The organism is Massilia suwonensis (assembly GCF_042655665.1).
In the GTDB taxonomy this organism is placed as follows: Bacteria; Pseudomonadota; Gammaproteobacteria; order Burkholderiales; family Burkholderiaceae_D; genus Telluria; species Telluria suwonensis.
The window spans coordinates 107,255-132,253 of the sequence record NZ_JBHSMR010000008.1; the positions used below are offsets into that span (position 1 = coordinate 107,255).

Sequence of the window (24,999 nt, forward strand, 5' to 3'; positions counted from 1 at the left end):
GCAGGTGCGCGGCTGGAGCGCTTTGGGACGCTCGCGAAGAGATTGGTTGGGGTCATTGGCCGGCATTTTACCGGAAAACGGCTTATCCGGCTGCTGCCCCTTCCAGAAATTGCTTACATTTCAATGACTTGTGGCTGAGTAGCGACTTTTAGCGCCTCATAAAGTTCCCAGGGCAAGGCGCGCCGTCGAAGACAGTACGCTAGTACGGCGAGACGGTGCAACGCAGCCATGGGGACTTTATGAGGTGCTAAATGCCCATGCTTGAGAGAATATTTCCAAGCTGACGCAAGGCCGCCGATACGTTCGGATGCCGTGAATCGAAACGTGCGCTCAGTTCCTGGGTACGCGAACCGAGGCCATAGGTGTTGGCGTCGAGGTCGGCGTCGGCGCGGCGTTCCAGTACCTGCTTGATGTCGCCGTCGAGCTGGCGCAGCAGCATCTGCAGCTCTTCGTCGACCTCGCCCGTTTCGGCCAGGCTGCGGTGCAGGGTTTTCAGGTGCGCCTTCAGGTTCGAATCGTTCTCGTTCAGCATGTCGGTTCTCTCTTAGTTCGTGAAGCGGGTCTCGAGGTACAGGGCCTCGACCTGCTCGCGCGCCCACGGGGTGCGGCGTAAAAACTTCAGGCTCGACTTGATGCTCGGGTCTTTCTGGAAACAGTTGATATCGATCCGGCGGCCGAGCCCCTCCCAGCCATAGTGCTCGACGAGGCGGGTTAACAGGGATTCTAAGGTAATACCGTGGAGGGATTGAACACTCATCGCTGGTGGTGCTTTTCTGTGGTTGGATTCAGTGGATTTATACACCACGTTGGGGGTGTGCGCGGGCACGAAAAACGCGTGGAGTCGGGACTCCACCCTACCGTAGGGTGGAGTCCCGACTCCACGCGGTTACAACATCAATTCATCCGCGACGGCGGCAATCATCCGCCACCGTCGCTGAACAATATTACTGCCCCGTCAACCCACGACGCTCCAGCAGCGGCTGCACCTGCGCATCACGCCCACTGAAATTGCGGTACATCTGCATCGCATCCAGCGTACCGCCGCGCGACAGCAGGGTCTTGCGGAAGTGGTCGCCGTTCTTGCGGGTCAGGCCGCCGTGTTCCTTGAACCAGTTCACGGTGTCCGCATCGAGCTTCTCGGCCCACAGGTAGCCGTAGTAGCCGGCCGAGTAACCGCCCGAGAAGGTGTGCGAGAAGTAGGTCGTGCGGTAGCGCGGCGGCACCAGGGCGAAGTCGACGCCCGCCTTCTTGAGCGCGTCAGCCTCGAAGGCCAGCACGTCGGTCGGGATCTGGTTCGGCGCCAGCTGGTGCCAGGCCTGGTCCAGCAGCGACGCGGCCAGAAACTCGGTGGTGCGGAAGCCTTCGTTGAACTGCTGCGAGGCCTGCACCTTGTCCAGCAGCTCTTTCGGCATCGGCGCGCCGGTCTGGTAGTGCTTGGCATAATTCGCCAGCACTTCCGGCCAGGCCATCCACATCTCGTTGACCTGCGACGGGAACTCGACGTAGTCGCGCGGAACGCGGGCCAGGCGTGGGTATTTCACTTCCGAGAACATGCTGTGCAGCGCGTGGCCGAATTCGTGGAAGGTCGTGCGTACTTCGTCGTAGGTCAGCAGGGTCGGCTCGCCCGCGGCCGGCTTGGCGATGTTCAGGTTGTTGGCGATGACCGGTTTCGTACCCAGCAGCTTGCTCTGCGCGACCCAGGCATTGGCCCAGGCGCCGCCACGCTTGGTCGAACGCGCATACGGGTCGAGGGTGAAGATCGCGAGCTGCGTGCCGTCGGCATCGAACACGTCGAAGGTACGCACGTCGGCGTCGTAGGTCGGCAGATCGGTGCGTTCCTTGAAGCTGATGCCGAATTCCTTGTTGGCCGCGAAGAACACGCCGTCGATCAGCACGCGGTTCAGCTCGAAGTAGGGACGCAGCTGCGATGCGTCGAAGGCATAGCGCTGGGCGCGCACCTTGTCGCTATAGAAGGCCCAGTCATAGGCGGCGGCCTGGAAGCCGCCCTTCTCGGCATCGATCACCGCCTGGATCTCGGCCGCTTCCTTCTTCGCGTTGTTTACGGCCGGCTTGGCGAATTCGGCCAGCAGGCTGTTGACTGCCTTGGTCGTCTTCGCGGTCTGCTCTTCCAGGTTGTAGGCCGCATAGTTCGGGTAGCCCAGCAGCACGGCGCGTTCGGCGCGCAGCTTGGCGATTTTCAGGACGACGTCGCGGTTGTCGAACTCGCCGCCGCGCGAGCCGCGCGCCAGCGAGGCAGCCAGCAGCTTTTCGCGGGTGGCGCGGTTGGTCAGCACCGACAGGCCCGCCTGCTGGGTGGTGTTCACGACCGGGACCACGAACTTGCCGTCCAGGCCGCGCTTTTTCGCTTCCGCTGCGGCGACGGCGATCTGTTTGTCGGACATGCCGGCCAGTTCAGCAGCGCTGTCGACGATCAGGGCCGAAGCATTCGCTTCCTTCAGCACGTTCTGCGCGAACTGGGTCTGCAGGGCCGCGAGCTGGCTGTTATACGCTTTCAGTTTTTCCTTGTCGGCGTTCGAGAGCTTGGCGCCGGCCCGCACGAAATCGGTGTGGTAGCGCTCGAGCAAGTAGCTCGACTCGGCATCGAGTTTCAGCTTGCTGCGCTTGTCGTACAGGGCCTTGATGCGTGCGTACAGCTTCGGGTTCAGGCGGATCGCGTCGTTGTGCGCAGCCAGTTGAGGCGACAGTTCCTTCTGCAGCGCCTGCAGGGTGTCGTTCGTGTACGAACCGGTCAGGGTGCCGAACGCGGCCTGCACGCGGTTGAGCAGCTGGCCCGAGCGCTCCATGGCGACGATGGTGTTGTCGAAGGTCGGTGCGGCCTTGTTGTTGGCGATCGCCTCGACTTCGCGCGCTTCCTGGCGCATGCCTTCGGCAAAGGCCGGTGCGAAGTGCTCGTTCCTGATCTTGTCCCAGGCCGGGTAGTTGAACGGCAGCGTGCTCGGCTTGGCGAACGGGTTCGATGCGTCGAAGACCGTGGCCGACTGGGCGTGGATGGCTGGCGCGGCAGGCGCGGTCTGGGCCGAGGCCAGGCTGGCGACGGCGAGGCTGACGGCAGCCAGCAGGATGTGGGAACGGTTCATGGTGTCTCTATGTAATGGTATTGAATGGGCAAACAGGGTGCATGCTTCCGCGCGGGCATGCCCGCCCTACGGTACACCGCTATTCGTAGGGCGGGCATGCCCGCCTGAACGACGATCATGGTTGGCGCGGACCGCAGCCCGCGCCGTCAATCAATTCGCCGTCAGGCCGCGGCGCTCGAGCAGCGGCTCGATGATCGGATCGCGGCCGCGGAAATCGCGGAACAGGTTCATCGCCTCGGTGGTCCCGCCGCGCGAGAGCAGGGTCTTGCGGAAGTGGTCGCCGTTCTTGCGCGACAAACCGCCGTTTTCCTTGAACCACTCGACCGTGTCGGCGTCGAGCTTTTCGCTCCACAGGTAGGCGTAGTAGCCGGCCGAGTAGCCGCCGTTCATCGAGTGCGAGAAATAGGTCGAACGGTAGCGCGGCGGCACAGGCGCGAAGTCGACGCCGGCATCCTTCAGCGACTTGGCCTCGAAGGCCAGCACGTCGGTCGGGATTTGCGCCGGGGTCAGCTGGTGCCAGCGCTGGTCCAGCAGCGAAGCGGCCAGGTACTCGGTGGTGACGAAGCCCATGTTGAATTTTTTCGAGGCGACGACCTTGTCCAGCAGCGCCTTCGGCATCGCTTCGCCGGTCTTGTAGTGCTTGGCGTAGTTGGCCAGCACTTCCGGCCAGATCGCCCACATCTCGTTGACCTGCGACGGATACTCGACGAAGTCGCGCGGGACATTCGTGCCCGAGAAGTGCGGGTATTTCACGTTCGAGAACATGCCATGCAGGGCGTGGCCGAATTCGTGGAAGGCGGTGCGCACTTCGTCGTAGGTCATCAGGGTCGGCTCGCCTGCGGGCGGCTTCGGGATGTTCAGGTGGTTGCCGACCACCGGATGGCGGCCCAGCAGGTGCGACTGCGACACGTATTCGTTCATCCAGGCGCCGCCCTGCTTGTTGGCGCGCGCATACGGGTCGAAGATGAAGATCGCCAGCTGCTTGCCGTCGGCGTCGATCACGTCGAAGGTGCGCACGTCCGGGTCGTACACCGGCAGGTCCTTGCGTTCCTTGAAGGTGATGCCGAATTCCTTGGTGGCGGCGAAGAACACGCCGTTGACCAGCACGTTGTTCAGCTCAAAGTAAGGACGCAGCTGGTTCTCGTCGAAGTTGTACTGGGCGGCGCGCACTTTATCCGTGTAGAAGGCCCAGTCGTGGGCCGCGACCTGGAAGCCGCCCTTCTGGGCGTCGATGATCTTCTGGATCTCGCCCGCTTCGCGTCGAGCATTGTTCACGGCCGGCTTGGCCAGTTCCGCCAGCAGCTTGTTCACGGCGGCCGGATTCTTGGCCGTTTCCAGTTCCTGCGAATAGGCCGCGTAGTTCGGGTAGCCGAGCAGGGTCGCGCGTTCGGCGCGCAGCTTCGCCAGTTTCAGCACCAGCTCGCGCGTGTCGAATTCGCCGCCGCGCGAACCGCGGTTCATCGAGGCCGCCTGCAGGCGCTCGCGCACCGAGCGGTTCGTCAGGCTGGCCAGCGGCGCCTGGATGGTGGTGTTGGCGATCGTGATCACGTACTTGCCGTCCAGGCCGCGCTTTTTCGCTTCGGCGGCAGCGGCCGTGATTTCGGCGTCCGACAGGCCGGCCAGCTCTTCGCGGGTGTTCAGCACCAGCGCCGAGGCGTTCGCTTCCTTCAGCACGCGCTGCGAGAATTCCGATTGCAGCGAGGCGATCTCGCCGTTGTAGGCTTTCAGCTTTTCCTTGTCCGCGTTCGACAGCTTGGCGCCGGCGCGCACGAATTCCTTGTAGTAGCGCTCGAGCAGGAAGGTCGCTTCCGCATCCAGGCCCAGTTTGTCGCGTTTGGCGTGCAGGGTTTCGACGCGCTTGAACAGTTTCGGGTTCAGGTAGATCGCATCGTTGTGGGCGGCCAGTTTCGGCGACATCTCGCGGTCGACGGCGTCCAGACGGTCGTTCGTATTCGCGGTCTGCAGGTTCGAGAACACGGCGGACACGCGCGAGAGCAGCTGGCCCGAGCGCTCCATCGCGACGATCGTGTTGTCGAAGGTCGGCGCCTTCGGGTTGTTGGCGATGCCGGCCACTTCGCGCAGCTGTTCGCGCATGCCGGCGGCATAGGCCGGTAGGAAGTGCTCGTCCTTGATCTTGTCGAAGGCCGGGTAATTGAACGGCAGCGCGCTCGGCTTGGCGAAGGGGTTAGAGGCGTCCAGCACGGCGCCTGGTGCGGGCTGGGCTGCAAAGGCGGTACCGGCAAAAGCCAGGCTGGCTGCGATGATGAGCATTTGTGGGCGTGTCATGGTCTCTCTCACGAACTCGAAAAGGCTGCCCGCGGGATCGCCGCCGACAGGTGCGCCGGAGATCATAGCAGGCTTATTGTCGCGTCGGCGGCTGAAACAAATCTGATACAAAGATGGGTGGACAGCGTGCGGCCGGAGGGCGGATTCGTGCATGCGCCGGATGTGAATTGCCGTAAAATCAACAGATTACAATGCTTGCCTATCGTCGGAGCGACCATTTGAAAACGACCGTCCTTGCCCTCGTCTTCTTGACGGGCGCCGCCATGGCGCAAACCCCGCCTTCCTACACGCTCGAGAACACCGAAGTACGCGAGCTGCGCGCCGCCGCCCTGAAACGCGACTACCAGGTGTTCGTGGCCCTGCCCGATTCCTACCGCGAGGGCACGCGCAGCTATCCGGTGCTGTTCGTGACGGATGCGAACTATGCCTTTCCGCTGGTGCGCAGCATCACCCAACGGCTGACCAAGCACGCGGGCATGGAAGAGACGATCGTGGTCGGCCTGTCGTATGCGAAAGGGGACACGGGCGTGTACAGCCGCCGGCGCGACTACACGCCGACCGTGCCGCGCCAGCACAGCTACCGCTCCGACATGCCGGGCCGCCCGCTCGCACTCGGCGAAGCGCCCGCCTACGCGCGCTTCCTGACCGACCAGGTGCTGCCGCTGGTCGCGAAGCACTACCGCGCCGACATGAAGCGCAAGTTCTTCGTCGGGCATTCGTACGGCAGCCTGCTCGGCCTGCAGATCCTGTTCGACAAGCCGCGCAGCTTCGAGTACTACATCCTCGGCAGCCCTTCGCTGTGGTACGACAGCGGCGTGATGTTCAAGCGGCTCGAGGTCTACGGCGACCGCCATCGCGACCTGCAGGCGAACGTCTTCTTCGGCATCGGCGCCCTGGAACGGCTCGCGCCCGGCAAAAAGCGCGCGCGCGACGACGAGAACCACGACATGGTGGCCGACCTGCGCGAGTTCGACAGTGCCCTCAAGGCGCAGCGCTACCCGAATTTGCGCACGCAAGTCAAAGTGTTCGCGGACGAGGACCATGCGAGCGTGTTCCCGCTGGTGCTGACCCATGGCTTGCGTTCGGTGCTGCCGATGAAAAAGTAAGCAACTCGGCCATGCCTCCTGAACTGCGCTCTTCGTATGATGCCGTCGTCGTCGGCAGCGGCCCCGGTGGCGCCAGCACGGCGCGCGAATTGGCTCGGCGCGGCCTGCGCGTGCTGGTGCTGGAACAGGGCAGTGCCGCGCCTTTGACCGGCACCGTCACGCAAATGGCGGCGATGGCCGCCGTGCCCGGCAAGGGCGCCTACCTGCACCGCGACGCTTCGCTGCTGGTGGCAGGGACCACCTTAGGGGGCAGCTCGGCGGTCAATTTCGCGACGGCCGCCGCGCCGCCGCAGGCCCTGTTCGACCGCTATGGCATCGACCTGTCTGCGTCCCTGGCCGAACTGCGCGCCGAACTGCCGCTGGCGCCCTTGCCCGATGCGCTGGTCGGCCCGATGGCCGCGCGCATGATGACGGCCGCGCGCAGTCTGTCGCTGGACTGGCATAAGCTCGACAAGATGATCCGGCCCGAGAGCTGCCGCAGCGGCTGCTGGCGCTGCGTGTACGGCTGCCCCTTCGGCGCCAAGTGGACGGCGCGCGATTTCGTCGACGAGGCTTGCCGGCATGGCGCGCAGCTGCTCGAGCGGGCGCGCGTGCTGCGCGTGCTGGTGCAGGATGGCCGTGCGGCAGGCGTCGAGTTCGAACACGGCGGTACATCGCATACCGTTACCGCTCCGATCGTCGTGCTGGCCGGGGGCGGCCTGGGCAGCCCGCGCCTGCTGCACCGCTCGGGCCTGGGGCCGCGTCATGCTCCCTTCTTCAGCGATCCGGTGGTGGCGGTGATGGGGAGCGTGGACGACATCGAGGGCGGCGCCGAGGTGCCGATGGCGGCCGGGCTGCACCTGCATGATGAGGGCGTGGCGCTGGCCGATTTGACCTTGCCGCAGCCGATGTACGCGGCCTTTGCGATGCAGGTCGGCCGCGTCGACCGGCTGTTTGCGCACCGTCGCACCCTGTCGATGATGGTCAAGATTCGCGACGACATCGGCGGCAGCGTCGGGCCGCGCTGGGTCGACAAGACGCTGTCCGCGGGGGACCGGAAAAAGCTGGCGCATGGGGTCGGGCTGGCGAAATCGATTTTGCGTGCGGCCGGGGCGCATCACATCTTCAAATCGTGGCATTTCGCGGCGCATCCGGGTGGGAGCGTGCGTATTGGGGAGGGGGTGGATGCGGATTTGCAGACGTCCACGAAGGGGCTGTTCGTGTGCGATGCGTCGGTGATTCCGGAGCCATGGGGCCTGCCGCCGACTTTAACCTTGCTGTGCCTGGGCAAACGATTAGGAAGCAGGCTGGCCGCTTGATGTAGGGTGGAGTCCTGACTCCACGCGTTTACCGAGCGTGCACGCCGTAGCGCATAAAACATCGGTACGGCCCATCACCGCATGCACGCGTGGAGTCGGGACTCCACTCTACGTCGCCTGGCGTAATTGCGCCGCGTGGTTTCAACCGGTGAAACGGCGTGGGGATGGAATGCCCACCCTACAAAACCGGTTCGTCGTACGGCGTGTCCCGGTCGATACGCGTGACGAATCAATAATGCGGCGGCCGCTCGTTCGCCGGCATTTGCTGCCCGGTTTCGCGCAGCGTGCGCACATGCTCGGCCAGCTGCTGCACGATGCCCTCGAGCTGGTCGATGCGGCGCGCCTGCTGGTAGACGGTCGTATTCAAGGTATCGACCAGGTCTTCCATGTGCGCCAGCTTGATTTCGATATCGACAAAACGGTCTTCGTGTTCCACGGTACGTCCCTGCGTTAAACGCGCATTATGACAGCAGCTTGCCGGCATCCGGCTTCGGCGTATTCAGCAGCGCCTTCAAACTGGCCAGGCGGTCCTTCGGGCTGATGATTTCCGATTCCTTCGGCGGCGCATCGCCTTCGTCCAGCGCCATCTCCTTGATGAAGCGAGAAGGATCGCAGTGCACCAGTTCGCCGGCGCGTTTCCTCTTCTTGCACCAGGTGATCTGCAGCGAACGCTGGGCGCGGGTGATCCCCACGTACATCAGGCGCCGCTCTTCCTGGATGCGCGCCGCGATCTTCTCGATCGGGTCGTCCGGGTCGCCCTTGTGCGGCAAAATCCCCTCTTCCACGCCGACCAAGAACACGTGCGGATACTCCAGCCCCTTCGAGGCGTGCAAAGTGGACATGCGCACGGCGTCCTGCTCTTCGTCCTGGCCTTCCAGCATCGACATCAGCGCCACCATCTGCGTCAGCTCCAGCAAGTTCTTCTCTTCGCCGGTGCCGTCACGGCCGCCGTTGCCGCGTTCCTTCAGCCAGTTCAAAAACTCCATCACGTTCTGCCACTTGCCTTGCGCCGCGCGGTCGTCGAAGTTCTCGTACAGGTAGTGCTCGTAATTCATCTCCTTCATCATGTCGTCGAGTACCTCGGCCGCATTTTCTCCGCTGCCCGAGGGTCCGGGACGCGTGGCGCGGCTTTCCAGCTCGTCGATGAAGCGGCAGAAGTCGCGCAGCGGATGCAGCTGGCGGTCCTGCAGTTTCGCTTCGAGTCCACCCTTGCTCGCCGCCTCGAACAGCGAGCAGTTCCACTGTTTCGACACTTCCCCCAGCACCTCGAGCGTCGCCATGCCGACGCCGCGCTTCGGTGTCGTGACGGCGCGAATGAAGGCCGGGTCGTCGTCCTGGTTGGCGATCAGGCGCAGGTAGGCGATGATGTCCTTGATCTCGGCTTTATCAAAAAAGCTCTGCCCGCCCGACATCGTGTAGGGAATGCGTTCCTTGCGCAGCGCCTGCTCGATGATGCGCGCCTGGTGGTTGCCGCGGTACAGGATCGCGTAGTCGGTCCACTTGTTCTTGCGTTGAAAATGGTCGGCCGAGATCATGATCGCGACCTGGTCGGCTTCCTGCTCGTCGCTCTGCATCCCCAGGACCTTGATCGGCTCGCCCAGGCCGTGTTCCGACCACAGCGATTTTTCGAACAGCTTCGGGTTGTTGTCGATGACGGCGTTCGCCGCCTGCAGGATGCGCGTGGTCGACCGATAATTCTGTTCGAGTTTAATCACGCGCAGGTCCGGGAAGTCGGTCTGCAGGGTTTTCAGGTTTTCCACCGAGGCGCCGCGCCAGGCGTAGATCGCCTGGTCGTCGTCGCCCACGGCCGTGAACATCGGCTTCTTGCCGATGCCCGTCACCAGCAGTTTGACAAGCTCGTACTGGCAGGTATTCGTGTCCTGGTACTCGTCCATCAAGAGGTAGCGCAGTCGTCTCTGCCAGCGGTCGCGGATCGGGTCGTTGTTGCGGAACAGTTCCACCGGCAAGCGGATCAGGTCGTCGAAGTCGACCGCCTGGTAGGCCTGCAAGGTCGCGACATAGCTGCGGTAGATACGGCCGGCCTGGGCTTCGTCCTCGTCCTTGGCGTTGTTGATGGCGTCGTCCGGGTCCACGAGACCGTTCTTCCACAGCGAGATCATGTTCTGGATGCGGCGCACTTCCTGCTTGTCGGTCGTGACGGCCAGGCTGGAGACGATCGTGTAGCAGTCGTCGCTGTCCATGATCGAGAACTTGTCCTTGAGGCCGACGCCGGCCGCCTCCTGGCGCAGGATTTTCACGCCCAGCGAGTGGAAGGTGGAGACCGTCAGCTGCTTGGCCTGCTTCGGCTGTTTTAAAAGCTTGCCGATGCGCTCCTGCATTTCGAGCGCGGCTTTGTTCGTAAACGTGAGCGCGGCGATCGTGCGCGGATCGTAGCCGCAGTGCTCGATCATGTACGCGATCTTTTGCGTGATCACCCGCGTCTTGCCCGAGCCGGCGCCGGCCAGCACCAGGCAGGGGCCGTCGAGATAGAGCACGGCTTCGCTTTGCGGCCCGTTCAGGCCGAACTTGGGTGCGTTGGACATGGGAAATATTCTTGAAGACAGCCGAGTATTGTAGCGAAGCCTCCCGGCAACGCGCGACAATGTCGGCATGAGATTGCGATGAGTGTTGCAGGCAGTCACACCATCGGCGGCAGCGAGCCCGGCTATTGTAGCGGCGAACGCCGGATCAGGCTGCTCGAAGTTGAATTCCGGGCGGGCGCACACATATATGCTCGATTCGGCGCCTTCTGGGCTACCATCGCCATTTCGGCGCCACGCCATCCCTACACGAGCATGAAACGATGAAATTCGAACACCTGATTGAAATTAACGACCTGCTGAACCCGCTGATGGACACGATCACGCGCGAGCAACTGTGGCGCGGCCTCGTGATCCGCGCGGAATCGCCGAAGCTGTTCGTGCCGCACCTCGACGACGCCGAGATCGGTCCCTGCGAAGCCGGCAGTTTTAAACGCCGCCTGCGCTATGGCGATCTGGTGGTCGAGGACACGGTCGTCCTCACGCCGCTGCAGGAAGTGCGTTACGAGGTGCCGGCACAGGGCGACATCAGCGCATCGACCCTGAGCATGACGATCGAGACGCCGGCCGAAGGCCGGCTGTATGTGCGCTTCCGCTACGACGACGGCATGGGCGAAGCGCAGGATGCGGCCTCGCAGATGTATGCCGATTTCAAGAAGTCGGCGTACCAGGAAGCCGATATCGACACCGTGCGCATCGTGCGCGAGATGGCGGCGGATGGGAAGCTGGATGCGAGTTATTTGAATTAAAGCGTCGCGACGACGCATGTGATGACACGCGTGGAGTCGGGACTCCACGCGTTTTCAACCTCCGATCAGCCGCACATCAGGTCCCCGGCTCCGAATCCGCCGCATCCGTGTGGTTCGTCGCCTTTGCCAAATTGGCCGCCAGGTCGCGCAGCGCCGTGCGCACACCCTCCTCGATCACGGGATGATAAAACGGCATGTCCAGCATCTGCGGCACCGTCAGGTGTGCCTGCACCGCCCAGGCCAGCAAATGCGCGATGTGCTCCGCGCGCGGGCCGATCATCTCGGCGCCCAGGAAGCGGCAGGAACCATATTCCGCATACACGCGCAGCATCCCCTTGTTCTGCAACATGACCCGGCTGCGGCCCTGGTTCTCGAACGAGACCTGGCCGATCGCAAACTTCGGCCGCCCGCCCTCGCACAGCGTCTTATAGCTTTTACCGAGCGTGGCGATGTTCGGTTCCGTGAAAGCGATCCCCAAAGGCGTGCGGCGCAGGCCCGGACGCACGTCCGAATAGCGGCCCGCATTCTCGCCGGCGATCTTGCCGTGGTCGGCCGCCTCGGCCAGCAGCGGCAGTTCGTGGTTGGCGTCGCCCGCAATGAAGATATGGCTCGACCCGCACTGCATGGTGCGGCTGTCGAATTCGGGCACGCCATTTGCGCTCAAGGTCAAACCCGTCGTCTCCAGTCCCATGCCGCGCAGGTTCGGCGCGCGGCCGGTGGCCACCAATACGTACTGGAAGCGCTCGCTCGTCTCCTTGCCCAGCGCGTCGCGCGTGGTCAAGAGCACCTCGTTCCCCTGCTGCTCCGCGCGCACGACTTCGGTCTGGAAGCGCAGGTCGAGTTCCGCGCTCAGGGTGCGCGTGGCCGCGTGCAGCACTTCCGGATCGCTCAGCTGGGCGATGCTGCCGCCGCGCGCGAACAGGCTGACTTTCACGCCGAGCCGGCTCAGGGCCTGGCCCAGTTCCAGCCCGATCACGCCGGTGCCGATCACGGCCACCGAGCTTGGTAAATCGTCCCAATAAAACACGTCGTCGCTGGTGACGATGCCGGGCCCGACGCCCTGCAGCTGCGGCAGGATCACGGGCGAGGAGCCGGTCGCGATCACGATGCGCGCGGCTTCGATCTCGGTATGCTCGTCGACCACCAGCGTGTGCGGCCCTGTAAAACGGGCGTGGCCGCGGATGCGGTCGGTTTCGGGAAAACTCTCGACGCTCTCCAGCACGAAGCCGACGAAACGGTCACGCTCCTTGCGCACACGCTCCATCACGGCGCGGCCGTCGATGCGCTTTTCACCGGGATGCACGCCGAAGCCCGGCGCGACGTCGAGCATGTGGGCGGCATCGGCGGCGGCGATCAGGAGTTTGCTGGGCATGCAGCCGACGCGCGCGCAGGTGGTGCCGTAATGGCCGCTTTCGATGACGACAGTGCGTGCACCCTGTGCGTGCGCCGCGCGGTAGGCCGACATGCCGGCGGTGCCGGTACCGATGACGGCGACGTCCACTTGTAATTTCTTCATTCTTGCCTCCCTGTTACTACGTGAACGATACGCGTTTTTCGTTTCAAATGTCGAGCGGGTCCACTTCCAGCGACCAGCGCACCCGCGTTTTAAGGGCGCGCAGCAGATGCAGCCACTCTTTCAAGAAGGCCTGCAGCGCCGGGCGCGACGGCGACTCGACCAGCAGCTGGGCGCGGTCGACGTTGTGCACGCGCGTCATCGTCATGGGGATCGGGTCGTTGAGCGTAATGGCATCGGTCGGCAGGATGTCCCGGGCTTCCTCTAGAAAGGCGATCGCCGTCGCCAGTTCCGGCGCCTCGGCGCGCAGCAAGGCCTGGTACATGTAGGGCGGCAGCGCGGCCTGGTGGCGTTCTTCCAGCAGATTGCCGGCAAAGCGGTCGTAGTCGTGGCGCACCACGGCCGAGTACAGCGGGTGCTGGGCATAGCGCGTCTGGATCAGCACCTCCGACGCCAGTCCGGCGCGGCCGGCGCGGCCCGCCACCTGCATCAGCTGGGCGAACAGGCGCTCGCTCGCGCGGTAGTCCTGCGAGAACAGGGCCGTGTCGGGATTCAGGATGCCGACCAGGGTCAGCTTTTTGAAGTCGTGCCCCTTGGCGACCATCTGCGTGCCGATCAGGATATCGACTTCTCCCCGGTGCACGGTATCGAAAGCTTCCTGGGCGCTGCCCTTCTTTCTCGTCGAGTCGGCGTCGATGCGCAGGATACGCGCCTCGGGGAACATGGCGCGCAGGTTTTCCTCGAAGCGCTGGGTGCCGCGTCCCAGGGGCTGCAAGTCGACGTTGCCGCAGGTCGGGCAATGCCTCGGGATGCGCAGCTCGAGGCTGCAGTGGTGGCAGCGCAGCCGGTGCTCGGGTTTATGCAGCACCATGAAAGAGGTGCAGCGGGTGCAGTTACTGATCCAGCCGCAGGACTCGCAGGTGATGACGGGCGCATAGCCGCGCCGGTTCAGGAACAGCAGCGATTGCTCGCCGCGCTCCAGGCGCGCGCGCAAGGCCGCCAGCAGGCCGCTTGTCAGACCTTCCTTCGGCTTGTCGCGTTCCATGTCGAGCAGGCGCACGGTCGGCAGCACGGCGTCGCGCACGGCGCGTTCGCGCAGTTCCAGCTTGCGGTAGCGGCCCGTGCCCGCGTGGTGCCAGCTTTCCAGCGAAGGCGTGGCGGAGCCGAGCACGATCGGAATGCCCAGCTGGTGCGCGCGCCAGACGGCCAGGTCGCGCGCCGAATAACGTAATCCCTCCTGCTGTTTGTAGGAAGGGTCGTGCTCCTCGTCGATCACGATCAGCTGCAAATGCGGCAGCGAAGCCAGGATCGCAAGGCGCGTGCCGAGCACGATGCGCGCCTGGCCCTGGTGGGCGGCGAGCCAGTGCAGCATGCGCTCGCCTTCGGACAGGCTCGAATGCAGGGTCGCCAGCATCAGGCCCGGGAAGCGCGCGCGGATGTTCCCCTCGAGTTGCGGCGTCAGGTTGATCTCGGGGACCAGGATCAGGATCTGCGCCTGCGGGTCGCGTTGTAAGACCTGGGCACAGGCCTGCAGATACACCTCGGTCTTGCCGCTTCCCGTGACGCCGTACAGCAGCAGCGGCGTGAATCCAGCCGCGCCGCCGATCGCATTCGCCGCTTCCTGCTGCGACGGATTCAGGGGCGGCATGCCCAGCGGACTGGGGTCGCCCGGCGGCGGCAATTTGCCCAGCTTTTTCAGGGCGCGGTCGAGCGCGACCGTCTTCGGTACGCGCAGATTCTTCGGCAGGCCCGGCAAGGCCACTTCGCCCAATGGACGCTGGTAGTAATCGGCGGCGAAGCCGGCCAGCGCCAGCCATTGCGGCGACAAGGGCGTCAACTGGTCGCGTACGGCAATCGCGTTCTTCAGCTTCTCGGGCGGGACATCGGTTTCCTGGGCGATGGCGACGATCAGGCCGACGACTTCGCGGCGCCCGAAACTGACCAGGGCCAGCTGGCCGACTTGCGGCGTGGCGCCCTCCTCATGCGGCCAGCCGTAATCGAACACGCTGTTCAGCGGCGTATCGAGGGCAATTCGTAGGATGCAGTGCGCCAATGCCAGACCTTGTATAAAAGCTGTGGAAAACTTTGTGGAGAATGAACTGCTTGACCGGTGGAGAAGTTTACGTTAAGTCAAATGACGTACGGATCAGCCAAAAACAAGACCAAATAAACCATTTATTTTCAATGACTTGCAGATACCGAAGTAGTCCACAGCAACTCGTTTACCGCAGTGCAACGATTGTGTATAACTGCTCTTTTGCCTATGGTAAATGCATAGACCCTGTGACGATTTAAACAAGAGTCTGCGATGCCGTCCGTAAGTGCTTGTCAAAGCAGAGAATTTCACAGATGAGCCAAACAGCCTGTGAATAACTTTGTGAACAAGGGCTGATAAGCTACGATTTCTGCCCCGAAATACTCGCTTCCAGATGGTCATTTGTGCTGGGTCATCAAGATAAAACCCAGCAATTTCAACCACTTATGGTTTACGGCTTCATTTCCCACATGTCCACAGCTTCGATTGGCGTGGTTTCGCAACATGTGAACAAGTGTGAGATTGCGCTCTGCCGTGTTGCACTGCACGGGGCGTCACGGATGTGGCGCCGCAGCATTTGACGCTCAGGCAGACCGTTGTTTGCGGCTGAATTCGTGCACTGCATCGACCATCGCCGTGACGGACTCCGGCGGCGTAAATTGGGAAATGCCGTGACCCAGGTTGAAGACGTGTCCGTGGCCGCTCGAGGGCGTGCCGTAGGCAGTCAAGGACCGCTCGACCTCGGCACGGATCTGCTCCGGCGAGGCGAATAAAATGGCCGGATCCAGGTTGCCCTGCAGGGCCACGCGGTCGCCCACCAGCGCGCGCGCACGGCCCAGGTTCGTGGTCCAGTCCAGGCCGAGCGCGTCGGCGCCGATGTTCGCCATCTCATCTAACCAGATGCCGCCGCCCTTGGTGAACACGATGGCCGGAATGCGCACGCCGTCCTTTTCGCGCTGCAGCTGGCTGACGACTTGCTCCATGTAGCGCAGGGAGAATTCCTGGTAGGCGCCGTCGGCCAGCGCACCGCCCCAGGAGTCGAAGATCATGACGGCCTGGGCGCCGGCGTCGATCTGGGCGTTCAGGTACTGGGCAACAGCCGTGGCATTAATTTCTAAGATGCGGTGCATCAGGTCCGGGCGCGCGTACAGCATCTTTTTGATGGTGTGGAATTCGCGCGAGCCCTGGCCCTCGACCATGTAGCAGGCCAGCGTCCACGGGCTGCCGGAAAAGCCGATCAGCGGCACGCGGCCGTTGATCTCGGTGCGGATTTGCGTGACGGCCTTGAAGACATAGTCGAGCGATGCCATATCCGGTACCTGCAGCGCCATGACTTCCGCTTCAGTGCGCAGCGGACGCTCGAACTTCGGCCCTTCGCCGTCGGCGAAATACAGGCCGAGACCCATCGCATCGGGCACGGTGAGAATGTCCGAGAACAGGATCGACGCGTCCAGCGGGTAGCGGTCGAGCGGCTGCAGCGTGACCTCGGTCGCGTAATCCGGGTTCTTTGCCAGGCCCAGGAACGAACCGGCGCGCGCGCGGGTGGCGCGGTATTCCGGCAGGTAGCGCCCCGCCTGCCGCATCAGCCACACGGGCGTGTACTCGGTCGGCTGGCGCAGCAGCGCGCGCAGGAAGGTGTCGTTCTTGAGCGGGGCAAATTGTGGCATGGCTGACAATAATGGACGTCGGAAGAGAGCTATTATCGCATCCATTGCCGCCGCTGCGAACGCTGCCCGATCCGGCCAAACTCTTATAATGCGGTTCCACCTCATACAGGCCATCACCATGCCAGACTCGACCCGCAAGCAGGCCGCTCCCTGCGGCACCTGGACTTCCCCGATCAGCGCCTCCGTCGTCGCGGCCGGCGCCGTGCCGCTGTCGCAGATCGCCCTCGACGGACGCGACCTGCTGTGGCTGGCCGGGCGCGCCAGCGAAGCGGGCCGCACCACGCTGCAGAGACTGCGCGCGGGCGCGACCGATGAACTGACACCGAGCCCGTTCAACGTGCGCACCCGTGTGCACGAGTACGGCGGCGGTGCCTACGCGGTCGACGGCGGCACGGTCTGGTTCTCGCACTTCGGCGACAACCGCCTGTATCAAGTCGAGCCAGGCGCCGAGCCCGTCGCCTTCACGCGCGAGGAAGCGGTCCGTTACGCCGACTTCGTGCCGGACCGCGCGCGCAACCGCCTGATCGCCGTGCGCGAAGACCACCTTGCCGGCGAAGCCTATCCGGTGAATACGATCTGCGCGGTAGGCTTCGACGGCAATGAGACCACCCTTGTCGACGGCAACGATTTCTATGCGGCGCCGCGCCTCTCCCCGGACGGGCGTCAGCTGGCCTGGCTGTGCTGGGACCACCCGCGCATGCCCTGGCAGGGCACGGAACTGTGGGTGGCCGACGTCGGGCAGGACGGCAGCCTGGTCGACGGGCGCCTGATCGCGGGCGGCCTGGACGAATCGATCTGCCAGCCCGAATGGTCGCCCGACGGCCTGCTGCACTTCGTCTCGGACCGCAGCGGCTGGTGGAATTTGTACCGCTTCGAAGACGGCGTCGTGCACCCGCTGTGCCCGCGCGAAGCGGAGTTCGGCGGACCGCAGTGGAACTTCGGCGGCTCGATGTACGGTTTTACGTCCAGCGACGAGATCATCTGCACCTATATCGAGGACGGCATCAGCCGCTTGGGCCGCCTGTCCACGCGCGGCTGCAAACTCGAGCCGATCGACACGCCCTACCAGGAAATTCGGGAACTGCGCGTCTCGCCGGATGCGGTGGCCGTGCTGGCCGGTTCGCCGACGATTGCGCTGGAGCTGGCCCTGATCGATCCGCAGACCGGAAAACGCACCGTACTGGTGCAATCGATCGCCCAGCTGCCGCCGGTGGAGAACCTGTCGGTCCCGCAGAGCATCCGCTATCCGAGCGCGAACGGCCGCAGTGCGTATGCCTTCTACTATCCGCCGGCGAACGCGCAATTCGAAGCGCCTAGCGGCGAGCTGCCGCCGCTGATCGTGATCGGCCACGGCGGCCCGACCAGCATGGCGACCAGCACATTAAAGCTGGCGACCCAGTTCTGGACCAGCCGCGGCTTCGCCGTGCTCGACGTGAACTACGGCGGCAGTTCCGGCTTCGGCCGCGTCTACCGCGACCTGCTGAAAGGCCAGTGGGGCGTGCTCGACGTCGAGGATTGCGTGGCCGGCGCACGCTACCTGGCCGAACAAGGCCTCGTTGACCCGGAGCGCCTGCTGATCCGCGGCAGCAGCGCGGGCGGCCTGACGACGCTGAATGCGCTCACCTTCCACGACGTCTTCAAGGCCGGCGCCAGCTACTACGGCGTGTCGGACCTGGCCGGGCTGGATGCGGATTCGCACAAGTTCGAATCGCACTACAACGAATACCTGATCGCCCCGAAGGCGCAGGCGCAAGCCGTCTACCAGGCGCGCTCGCCGATCCACCATACCGATGCCTTGAAACGGCCGATGATCTTCTTCCAGGGCCTGGACGACAAGGTGGTGCCGCCGCAGCAGTCGGAAACCATGGTCGATGCCCTGCGTGCGCGCGGCGTGCCGGTGGCCTATCTGACGCTGGAGGGCGAAGGCCACGGCTTCCGTAAAGCGGACAGTGTCGTGCGCACCCTGGAAGCGGAGCTGGCGTTTTACTTGCGCGTGTTCGGCATCGCGCTGCCTGAAGGCTTGCCGCAGCTGGAGATCGAGAACCTGGCTGCATGATCGGCACGAACCTGTTCGACGCTTTCGCCACCTGCTCGGCGCGTGAAAAACTCATACTCGGCCTGCTGGCGCTGGCCGGGGAGCCGCTCGGACGCACGCGCCTGCGCGAGCATCTGGAATTGCTGCAGGCCTTCCCCGGCGAAGACGAACTGACGGCAACCCTGGCCCAGCTGCGCGAACGCGGCCTGGCCGGCGAGATCGCCCAGCGCGGCAGCATCGTCGTGCCGAATGCCGCCTGGCCGGCGATCGAATTCGTGCTGCGCGAAGGCCGCCTGGACGAAGTGCGCGCGGTCTACGACAGCGTCAATCCGCTGCGCCGCGACTGGCAGGGTAATCCGGTATTGCGCAGCTACCGCCAGGGTCTGGCCCTGCTGCGCATGGCGCTGGTCGGCGGCGACGGTCCGAAGACGATCGCGCCGCTGCTGTCGGCCTGCATGCGCTGCCACGAGGCGGCGTATTTGCACCCGCTGGTCGAGATCTGCGCGCGTCCTTTCGAGCCCGAACTCATCGAGCGCATCAACCCCGCCCTGCGCGACGAGGTGCTGGCCGTGCTGGTCGACCATGTGCAGCGCGAGCCCCTGAGCGCGCCGGCGGTGCGCGCCTACGCCGAGGAACACGTGGCGCAAGGCGGCGCCTCGATGGCGCTGCGCACCGCGCTGGCCGAACACCTGATCCTGTGCGGCCGCCTGGACGACGCCGGCGCCCTGCTGCAGGAGATGGACGAGTCCATCGTCCTGTTCTACCGCAGCGTACTGCTGCTCCTGCGCGACCACCTCGACGAGGCGTTGGCCGGCTTCGACGCGGCCTTGAAACAGCTGCGGCGCGAGACGGGGAAACGCAAGCAGGTGTTCGCGGGCATCGGCGGCCACCTGTACGTGGCGGCCCTGCTGCGCCGCGGCGACGCCAAGCACCAGAAGGCGGTCGAGAGCTACCTGGACAGCGCCACGCGCGCCGTGCAGAGCCACGACACGGCCGTGTATCAACAACTGAGCATGCTGCGCCAGATCCGCGGCGGCACGGTCGACGCCGAGGTGCTGCCTTCGCGGAACTGGGAGACGGCGCTGCAGCCGATTAGCTTCCGCGCCCTGCTGCACTGGTGGCTCGGGATGCCGCAACTGGCGAACCAGCGCGCGCGCCTGGAAGAAGCATTGAGCCTGTCGGAAAGCGCGGGCTTCGATTTGCTCAGCGCCCAGATCGCGGGCGTGCTCGGCCAGCTAGGCGGCATTGGCCACGAGCAGCGCGCCATCGCCCTGCGCCAGCGCCATCGCCTTACCGACATGAGCCACTGGTTCGAGCGCGAGCAGCCCTGGGAACGCCAGCTGAACGCCCTGATCAACCTGCAGCCGGCCGTGAACGTCGAGGCAGTGAAGGAATCGCGCCTGGTCTGGCTGATCCGCTACGACCCGACTCTCGGCGTGCAGGAAATCGAACCGCGCGAACAGAAGCGCGATGCGCAAGGTGCATGGAGCCGCGGTCGCCCGATCGGACTGAAACGCCTGACGGAAGATGCGGCCGCGCTCGACTTCCTCACCGCGCAGGATCTGCTGGCGGTATCGAGCATCGGCGCGGCGCGCCAGTACTACGGCAGCGGCCTGCGCTACGAGTTCGACCTCGACAAGGCTTTGTCGGCCCTGATCGGCCACCCGCTGCTGTTCTGGTTCGACGCGCCCGGCACCCGGGTCGAGCTGCTGCCGGGCGAGCCGGAATTATTGGTGAAAGCGGCGCGCGAACACGTGACGATCTCGCTGCGTCCGCCCGTACACGACAACAGCGGCGAAGTCGTCGTCGTGCGCGAGACGCCGACGCGACTGCGCGTGGTGCGCATCCGCGACGAGCACCGCCGCATCGGCGCCATCGTCGGCGAGGCCCTGGTCGTGCCTTTGGAGGCGGAGATGCGCGTGCTGCAGGCGATCGGTGCGATTTCCTCGATCGTCACCGTGCAGTCCGACATCGGCGCCAGCAGCGCCGACATCGAACGCATCGATGCCGACCCGCGCCTGCACGTGCACCTGCTGCCCTACAACCAGGGCCTGCGCCTGCGCATCCTGGTGCGTCCGCTGCCGGACGGCGCCTATTACGCGCCGGGCAGCGGCGCCGAACGCGTGATCGCCGACGTGCAAGGCGTGCGCACCGAAGCCAAGCGCGACCTGAACGCCGAGCGCGAAGCCGAGCGCCAACTGGTCGCCGCCTGCCGCGCGCTGGAGGGCGCCGAGGAAGAACACGACGAATGGCTGCTCGGCGCGCCGATCCACTGCCTGGAACTGGTGAGCGAACTGCAGGAGCTCGATGCAAGCAAGGTGGTGATCGCCTGGCCCGAGGGCGAACCCTTCCGCGTCAGCGCCAAGGCGAATTCGAAATCGGTGCGCATCAACATCAAGCGCGACAAGGACTGGTTCGCGGCGAACGGAGAGATTGTCATCGACGAGAACCGCGTGATGGATCTGCGCGAGCTGCTCGACAAGGTGCGAAACAGCGAAGGCCGTTTCGTCGCACTGGGCGACAACCAGTTCCTGGCGCTGACCAACGAGCTGCATCGGCGCCTGATGGACCTCGCCGCCTACACCGACGCCGGCAAGGAAGCCCTGCGCGTGCATCCGCTGGCCAGTTTTGCACTGGAAGAGCTGGCCCTGGAAGCAGGCGGCGTCGAAGCCGACAAGGCCTGGCGCACGCACCTTCAAAAAATGGCGGACAGCGCGGCCTACGAACCGCAGCTGCCGTCGACCCTGCAGGCCGAACTGCGCGACTACCAACGCGAAGGCTTCGAGTGGCTGGCGCGCCTGGCCTACTGGGGCGTGGGCGCCTGCCTGGCCGACGACATGGGCCTCGGCAAAACCCTGCAGGCGCTGGCCCTGATCCTGCTGCGCGCGCCGAACGGGCCGACCCTGGTGGTGGCGCCCACTTCGGTCTGCACCAACTGGATCGCCGAGGCGGCACGTTTTGCGCCGACCCTGAACATCAAGCTGTTCGGACCGGGCGAGCGCGCCGAGATGCTGGAAGGGGCGGACAAGTTCGACGTCGTCGTCGCCAGCTACGGTCTCCTGCAGCTGGAAGCGCCGCTGTTCGCGAAAAAGCGCTGGCACACGATCGTGATGGACGAAGCGCAAGCCTTTAAAAATGCGGCGACCCGGCGTTCGCAGGCGGTGATGGCGCTGCAAGGGGATTTCAAAATGGTCGCCACCGGCACGCCGCTGGAAAACCACCTGGGAGAATTGTGGAACCTGTTCCGCTTCATCAATCCAGGCCTGCTCGGCACGGCCGACCAGTTCCAGCTGCGCTTTGCCGGCCCGATCGAGAAGGCGCAAGACAAACGCGCCGAAGCGGGCGCGCGGGCGCGACTGAAACGCCTGACGCAACCGTTCATCCTGCGCCGCACCAAGAGTCAGGTATTGACCGAGCTGCCGCCGCGCACCGAGATCGTGCTGCCGGTGGAACTGAGCGCGGAAGAGACGGCCCTGTACGAATCGCTGCGCCGCGAAGCGCTGGATAAACTGGCCTCGCTGGAGGCGCCGCAGAGTCAAAAATCGATCGCGATCCTGGCCGAGATGATGAGATTGCGCCGCGCCTGCTGCAATCCGGAGCTGGTTGCCCCTGGTCTCGGCATCGCCAGCAGCAAGCTGGCCGCGTTCGCACACCTGCTCGATGGCCTGCTCGAAAACCGCCACAAGGTGCTCGTGTTCAGCCAGTTCGTCGATCATCTGTCCCTGATCCGCCAGCACCTCGATGCGCGCGGCATCGCGTACCAGTACCTAGATGGTTCGACGCCAATGCAGGAGCGTAAAAAACGCGTGGATGCCTTCCAGGCCGGAGAAGGAGATCTGTTCCTCATCAGCCTGAAGGCGGGCGGCGTCGGCATCAACCTGACGGCGGCCGACTACGTGATCCACATGGACCCGTGGTGGAACCCGGCGGTCGAGGACCAGGCCTCGGACCGCGCGCACCGCATGGGCCAGCAGCGGCCGGTGACGATCTACCGATTGGTGGCGCGCCATACGATCGAGGAAGGCATCGTCGAGCTGCACCACCATAAACGCGACCTGGCTGACAGCCTGCTCGAAGGCGGAGATATGTCGGCGCGCATGTCGCCGACCGACATGCTGGCCATGCTCCACCAGGGGCTCGGACGTTGAACGCGCAGGAAGCGCTGGCCTTCGTGCAGAAGCACGGCGTGGTGCTGGCCTCGGCGCGCGGCGCGGTGCCGACGCTGACCCATGCGATCGCGGGGGAACCGATCCGCGGCAGCTGGTGGGGCCACCCGCAAGGTAAACACATTTTCGCGGTGCTGAACGCGGTGAGCGCGGACCCCGACATCCTGGTGTGCCGCCTGGTCGACGACAAGATCACCCTGGTGCATCGGCGCTTGTGGCCTGCGCTGGCGGCGGCCGCTTCCGCGTTCGCACCCGGCCGCCTGGCGCGCGTAAAACAGGAGCACAGCGCGCGCGGTCACCATGAAAACAGCGAGACGCCCTTCCCCGACTGGCTGCCGGCCGGCGTGCTGGAAGAGGCGCATTCGCTGGACCCGCAGGCGGCGCTGGCCGCGCTCGGGCCAACATTTGTTACAAACCCGGGGCAGCGCAGCGTGCGCGAATAATGCTAATCTGGCGCGCTGCCGCGTTCGAACGAACGAAGCCGCCACCCGACATCTCCATCTTTACGGGCCGAATACGATGATGAAAACGAAACTCGCGCTGGCAGTCATGCTTGCCAGCCTCGCGCTGGCGCCCGCCAGCGCCAAACCAGCCAAGACCAATAAGCCGAAAGCGGCCAAGGTCGTCAAATCCAAGGCGTCCGGCAAGCGCGCCGCCGCACCGGCCGCCAAGGCCAAGGGCAAACCGGCCAAGGGCAAAGGTAAAGCGGCGGCTGCCGCTGTCGCCACCGCCGCTGCCGTTGCCAGCACGGCAGCGCCGGCCCGCGCCGCCACACCGGCAGTGAGCGAAAAGCGCCTCGACCGCCGTGCCGACGCCCTCGGCATGCAGTACCTGACGGCGCTCTGGCGCGTCGATCCGGAAGGCGGCATCGCGGTCGGCAAATTCGACGCCGCCGCGAATCTCACGATTCCGGACGACGCCACGCGCGCGAAAAAACTCGCGTTCGCCGAGGAGTGGCTGGAAAAATTCAAGAAGATCGACACGCGCCAGCTGTCGCCGCGCCAGCGCACCGACCTGGCTCTCCTGATCAACAAGCTGGAAACGGACCGCTGGCGTTTGACGACGCTGCGCGAGTTCGAGTGGAACCCGTCGCTGTACAACATCGCCCAGCCGCTCGACCTGATCCTGAACACCGAGTACGCGGCGAAACCGCAGCGCCTGCGCACGATCCTGAAACGGCTGACGAACGTGCCGGCCTACTACCAGGCGGCGCAGGCGAGCATCGTGAATCCGACGCGCGAGCACACGCAACTGGCGATCGCCCAGGCGCCGGGCACCCTGGTGGTGCTGGCCGACCTGGGCCAGGCGGTGCAAAGCTCGATCCTGAACGTGCAGGAAAAGGCGATCTTCGCCCAGCGCATCGCGAATGCCGGTTCGGCGGTGCTCGGCTATGTCGAGTTCCTGACTAACCTGGAGAAAACACAAGCCGCCAGCGGCAGCGCGCGTCCGTTCAGGCTCGGTAAAGCTTTATATGAGCAGAAGTTCGCGCTCGAGATCCAGTCAGCCAGCAGCGCCGAGGGGATGTACCGCAAGGCGCTGGCCGCGCGCGAAGAACTCCTCACGCGCATGAACGCGATCTCGGACGAACTCTGGCCGCGCTACATGGCCGACGTGCGCAAGCCGAACGACCGCTTCCAGAAGATCGGCATGCTGATCGACCGTCTGTCCGCCCGCCACGTCGCGCGCGAAAACTTCTTCCCCGAGATCCGCCGCCAGATCCCGATGCTGCAGGACTGGGTGATCAAGAACGATTTATTAACGCTCGATCCGAACAAGCCCTTGGAGGTGCGCGAGACGCCGATGTACCAGCGCGGCGTGGCCGGCGCCAGCATCGACGCGCCGGGCCCGTACCGGCCAAAGGACAAAACCTACTACAACGTGACGCCGCTCGACGGGCTCTCCGCCGAACAGGCCGAGAGCAGCCTGCGCGAGTACAACGAGTGGATCCTGCAGATCCTGAACATCCACGAAGCGATCCCCGGCCACTACGCTCAGCTGGTGCATGCGAACCGTTCGCCGTCGCTGGTGAAATCCCTGTTCGGAAATGGCGCGATGGTCGAGGGCTGGGCCGTGTACGGCGAGCGCATGATGCTCGAATCGGGCTACGGCGGCAATGCGCCCGAGATGTGGCTGATGTACTCGAAGTGGAACCTGCGCAGCGTCACCAACACCATCCTCGACTACTCGGTGCACGTGAACGGCATGGGCCGCGAAGAGGCGCTCGACCTGCTGACGCGCCAGGCCTTCCAGACGCGCCAGGAAGCGGTGGAAAAATGGCGCCGGGTGCAGCTTTCGTCGGTGCAGCTGACCAGCTACTTCAGCGGCTACGCGGAGATCATGGAACTGCGCGAACAGCGCCGCCAGGCCCTGGGCGAACGTTTTAACCAGAAGGCCTTCCACGACCAGTTCCTCAGCTACGGCAACGCGCCCGTCAAGATGATCGCGGAGCTGATGCGCGATTGATCCTCGATAGCGAGGATACAGAACCGGAGCCGCGTGCTCCGGT

The 24,999-nt window shown here is 64.6% G+C and carries 16 protein-coding genes; 7 read left to right on the forward strand and 9 right to left on the reverse strand.

Annotated elements, in window-relative coordinates; genetic code table 11:
• Window positions 1-247: 247 nt before the first annotated feature.
• The 4 genes from ACFPQ5_RS03970 to ACFPQ5_RS03985 all read right to left on the reverse strand — a co-directional run bounded on the left by ACFPQ5_RS03970 (window position 248) and on the right by ACFPQ5_RS03985 (window position 5,384).
• Entirely contained in the window at window positions 248-532 is a 285-nt protein-coding gene (locus ACFPQ5_RS03970; protein ID WP_136220482.1) for a DUF4404 family protein, read from the reverse strand.
• Window positions 533-544: 12 nt separating this feature from the next.
• Window positions 545-826, reverse strand: a complete 282-nt coding sequence (locus ACFPQ5_RS03975) for a VF530 family protein (protein ID WP_379751970.1) — start codon at window positions 824-826, stop codon at window positions 545-547.
• Between the two features lie 118 nt (window positions 827-944).
• Window positions 945-3,098, reverse strand: a complete 2,154-nt coding sequence (locus tag ACFPQ5_RS03980) for a M3 family metallopeptidase (RefSeq protein WP_379751971.1) — start codon at window positions 3,096-3,098, stop codon at window positions 945-947.
• 150 nt (window positions 3,099-3,248) lie between these two features.
• Window positions 3,249-5,384 carry a M3 family metallopeptidase gene (locus ACFPQ5_RS03985; RefSeq protein WP_379751972.1) on the reverse strand — a complete coding sequence of 712 codons (2,136 nt, stop codon included), beginning with the start codon at window positions 5,382-5,384 and terminating at the stop codon, window positions 3,249-3,251.
• A gap of 218 nt (window positions 5,385-5,602) precedes the next feature.
• Here ACFPQ5_RS03985 and ACFPQ5_RS03990 point away from each other — a divergent pair, with 218 nt between their 5' ends.
• Both ACFPQ5_RS03990 and ACFPQ5_RS03995 read left to right on the forward strand, forming a co-directional pair.
• The gene (locus ACFPQ5_RS03990; protein WP_379751973.1) at window positions 5,603-6,490 is read left to right on the forward strand and encodes an alpha/beta hydrolase; all 888 of its coding nucleotides are present in this window, start codon (window positions 5,603-5,605) and stop codon (window positions 6,488-6,490) included.
• 11 nt (window positions 6,491-6,501) lie between these two features.
• Window positions 6,502-7,788: an FAD-dependent oxidoreductase gene (locus ACFPQ5_RS03995; protein ID WP_379751974.1), complete on the forward strand. Its 1,287-nt coding sequence runs from the start codon at window positions 6,502-6,504 to the stop codon at window positions 7,786-7,788.
• A 229-nt stretch (window positions 7,789-8,017) separates the two neighbouring features.
• Here the strand turns inward: ACFPQ5_RS03995 and ACFPQ5_RS04000 are convergent, their stop codons facing one another.
• Together ACFPQ5_RS04000 and ACFPQ5_RS04005 are read right to left on the reverse strand one after the other, a co-directional pair.
• A complete protein-coding gene (locus tag ACFPQ5_RS04000) occupies window positions 8,018-8,224 on the reverse strand; it encodes a SlyX family protein (RefSeq protein ID WP_379751975.1) in 207 nt (68 codons plus the stop codon).
• A 25-nt stretch (window positions 8,225-8,249) separates the two neighbouring features.
• Window positions 8,250-10,331 (reverse strand): UvrD-helicase domain-containing protein, encoded by a 2,082-nt coding sequence (locus ACFPQ5_RS04005; RefSeq protein WP_379751976.1) that lies wholly within the window; start codon window positions 10,329-10,331, stop codon window positions 8,250-8,252.
• 260 nt (window positions 10,332-10,591) lie between these two features.
• On the opposite strand from ACFPQ5_RS04005, the gene ACFPQ5_RS04010 reads away from it, so the two are divergent.
• Window positions 10,592-11,077 (forward strand): SRPBCC family protein, encoded by a 486-nt coding sequence (locus ACFPQ5_RS04010; protein ID WP_379751977.1) that lies wholly within the window; start codon window positions 10,592-10,594, stop codon window positions 11,075-11,077.
• Window positions 11,078-11,153: 76 nt separating this feature from the next.
• Here ACFPQ5_RS04010 and ACFPQ5_RS04015 read toward each other — a convergent pair whose 3' ends face one another.
• From ACFPQ5_RS04015 to hemE, 3 genes are all read right to left on the reverse strand, one after another.
• Window positions 11,154-12,593: a dihydrolipoyl dehydrogenase gene (locus ACFPQ5_RS04015; RefSeq protein ID WP_379751978.1), complete on the reverse strand. Its 1,440-nt coding sequence runs from the start codon at window positions 12,591-12,593 to the stop codon at window positions 11,154-11,156.
• A 43-nt stretch (window positions 12,594-12,636) separates the two neighbouring features.
• Window positions 12,637-14,643, reverse strand: a complete 2,007-nt coding sequence (locus ACFPQ5_RS04020; protein WP_379751979.1) for a primosomal protein N' — start codon at window positions 14,641-14,643, stop codon at window positions 12,637-12,639.
• A gap of 566 nt (window positions 14,644-15,209) precedes the next feature.
• The gene (hemE, locus tag ACFPQ5_RS04025; RefSeq protein WP_379751980.1) at window positions 15,210-16,292 is read right to left on the reverse strand and encodes a uroporphyrinogen decarboxylase; all 1,083 of its coding nucleotides are present in this window, start codon (window positions 16,290-16,292) and stop codon (window positions 15,210-15,212) included.
• A 118-nt stretch (window positions 16,293-16,410) separates the two neighbouring features.
• On the opposite strand from hemE, the gene ACFPQ5_RS04030 reads away from it, so the two are divergent.
• From ACFPQ5_RS04030 to ACFPQ5_RS04045, 4 genes are all read left to right on the forward strand, one after another.
• Entirely contained in the window at window positions 16,411-18,348 is a 1,938-nt protein-coding gene (locus tag ACFPQ5_RS04030) for a S9 family peptidase (RefSeq protein ID WP_379751981.1), read from the forward strand.
• Entirely contained in the window at window positions 18,345-22,475 is a 4,131-nt protein-coding gene (locus ACFPQ5_RS04035; RefSeq protein WP_379751982.1) for a DEAD/DEAH box helicase, read from the forward strand. Before ACFPQ5_RS04030 ends, ACFPQ5_RS04035 begins: the two co-directional genes overlap by 4 nt.
• Window positions 22,472-22,936, forward strand: a complete 465-nt coding sequence (locus ACFPQ5_RS04040) for a hypothetical protein (protein ID WP_379751984.1) — start codon at window positions 22,472-22,474, stop codon at window positions 22,934-22,936. Before ACFPQ5_RS04035 ends, ACFPQ5_RS04040 begins: the two co-directional genes overlap by 4 nt.
• Before the next feature lie 76 nt (window positions 22,937-23,012).
• Window positions 23,013-24,956: a DUF885 domain-containing protein gene (locus tag ACFPQ5_RS04045; RefSeq protein WP_379751985.1), complete on the forward strand. Its 1,944-nt coding sequence runs from the start codon at window positions 23,013-23,015 to the stop codon at window positions 24,954-24,956.
• Window positions 24,957-24,999: the final 43 nt, after the last annotated feature.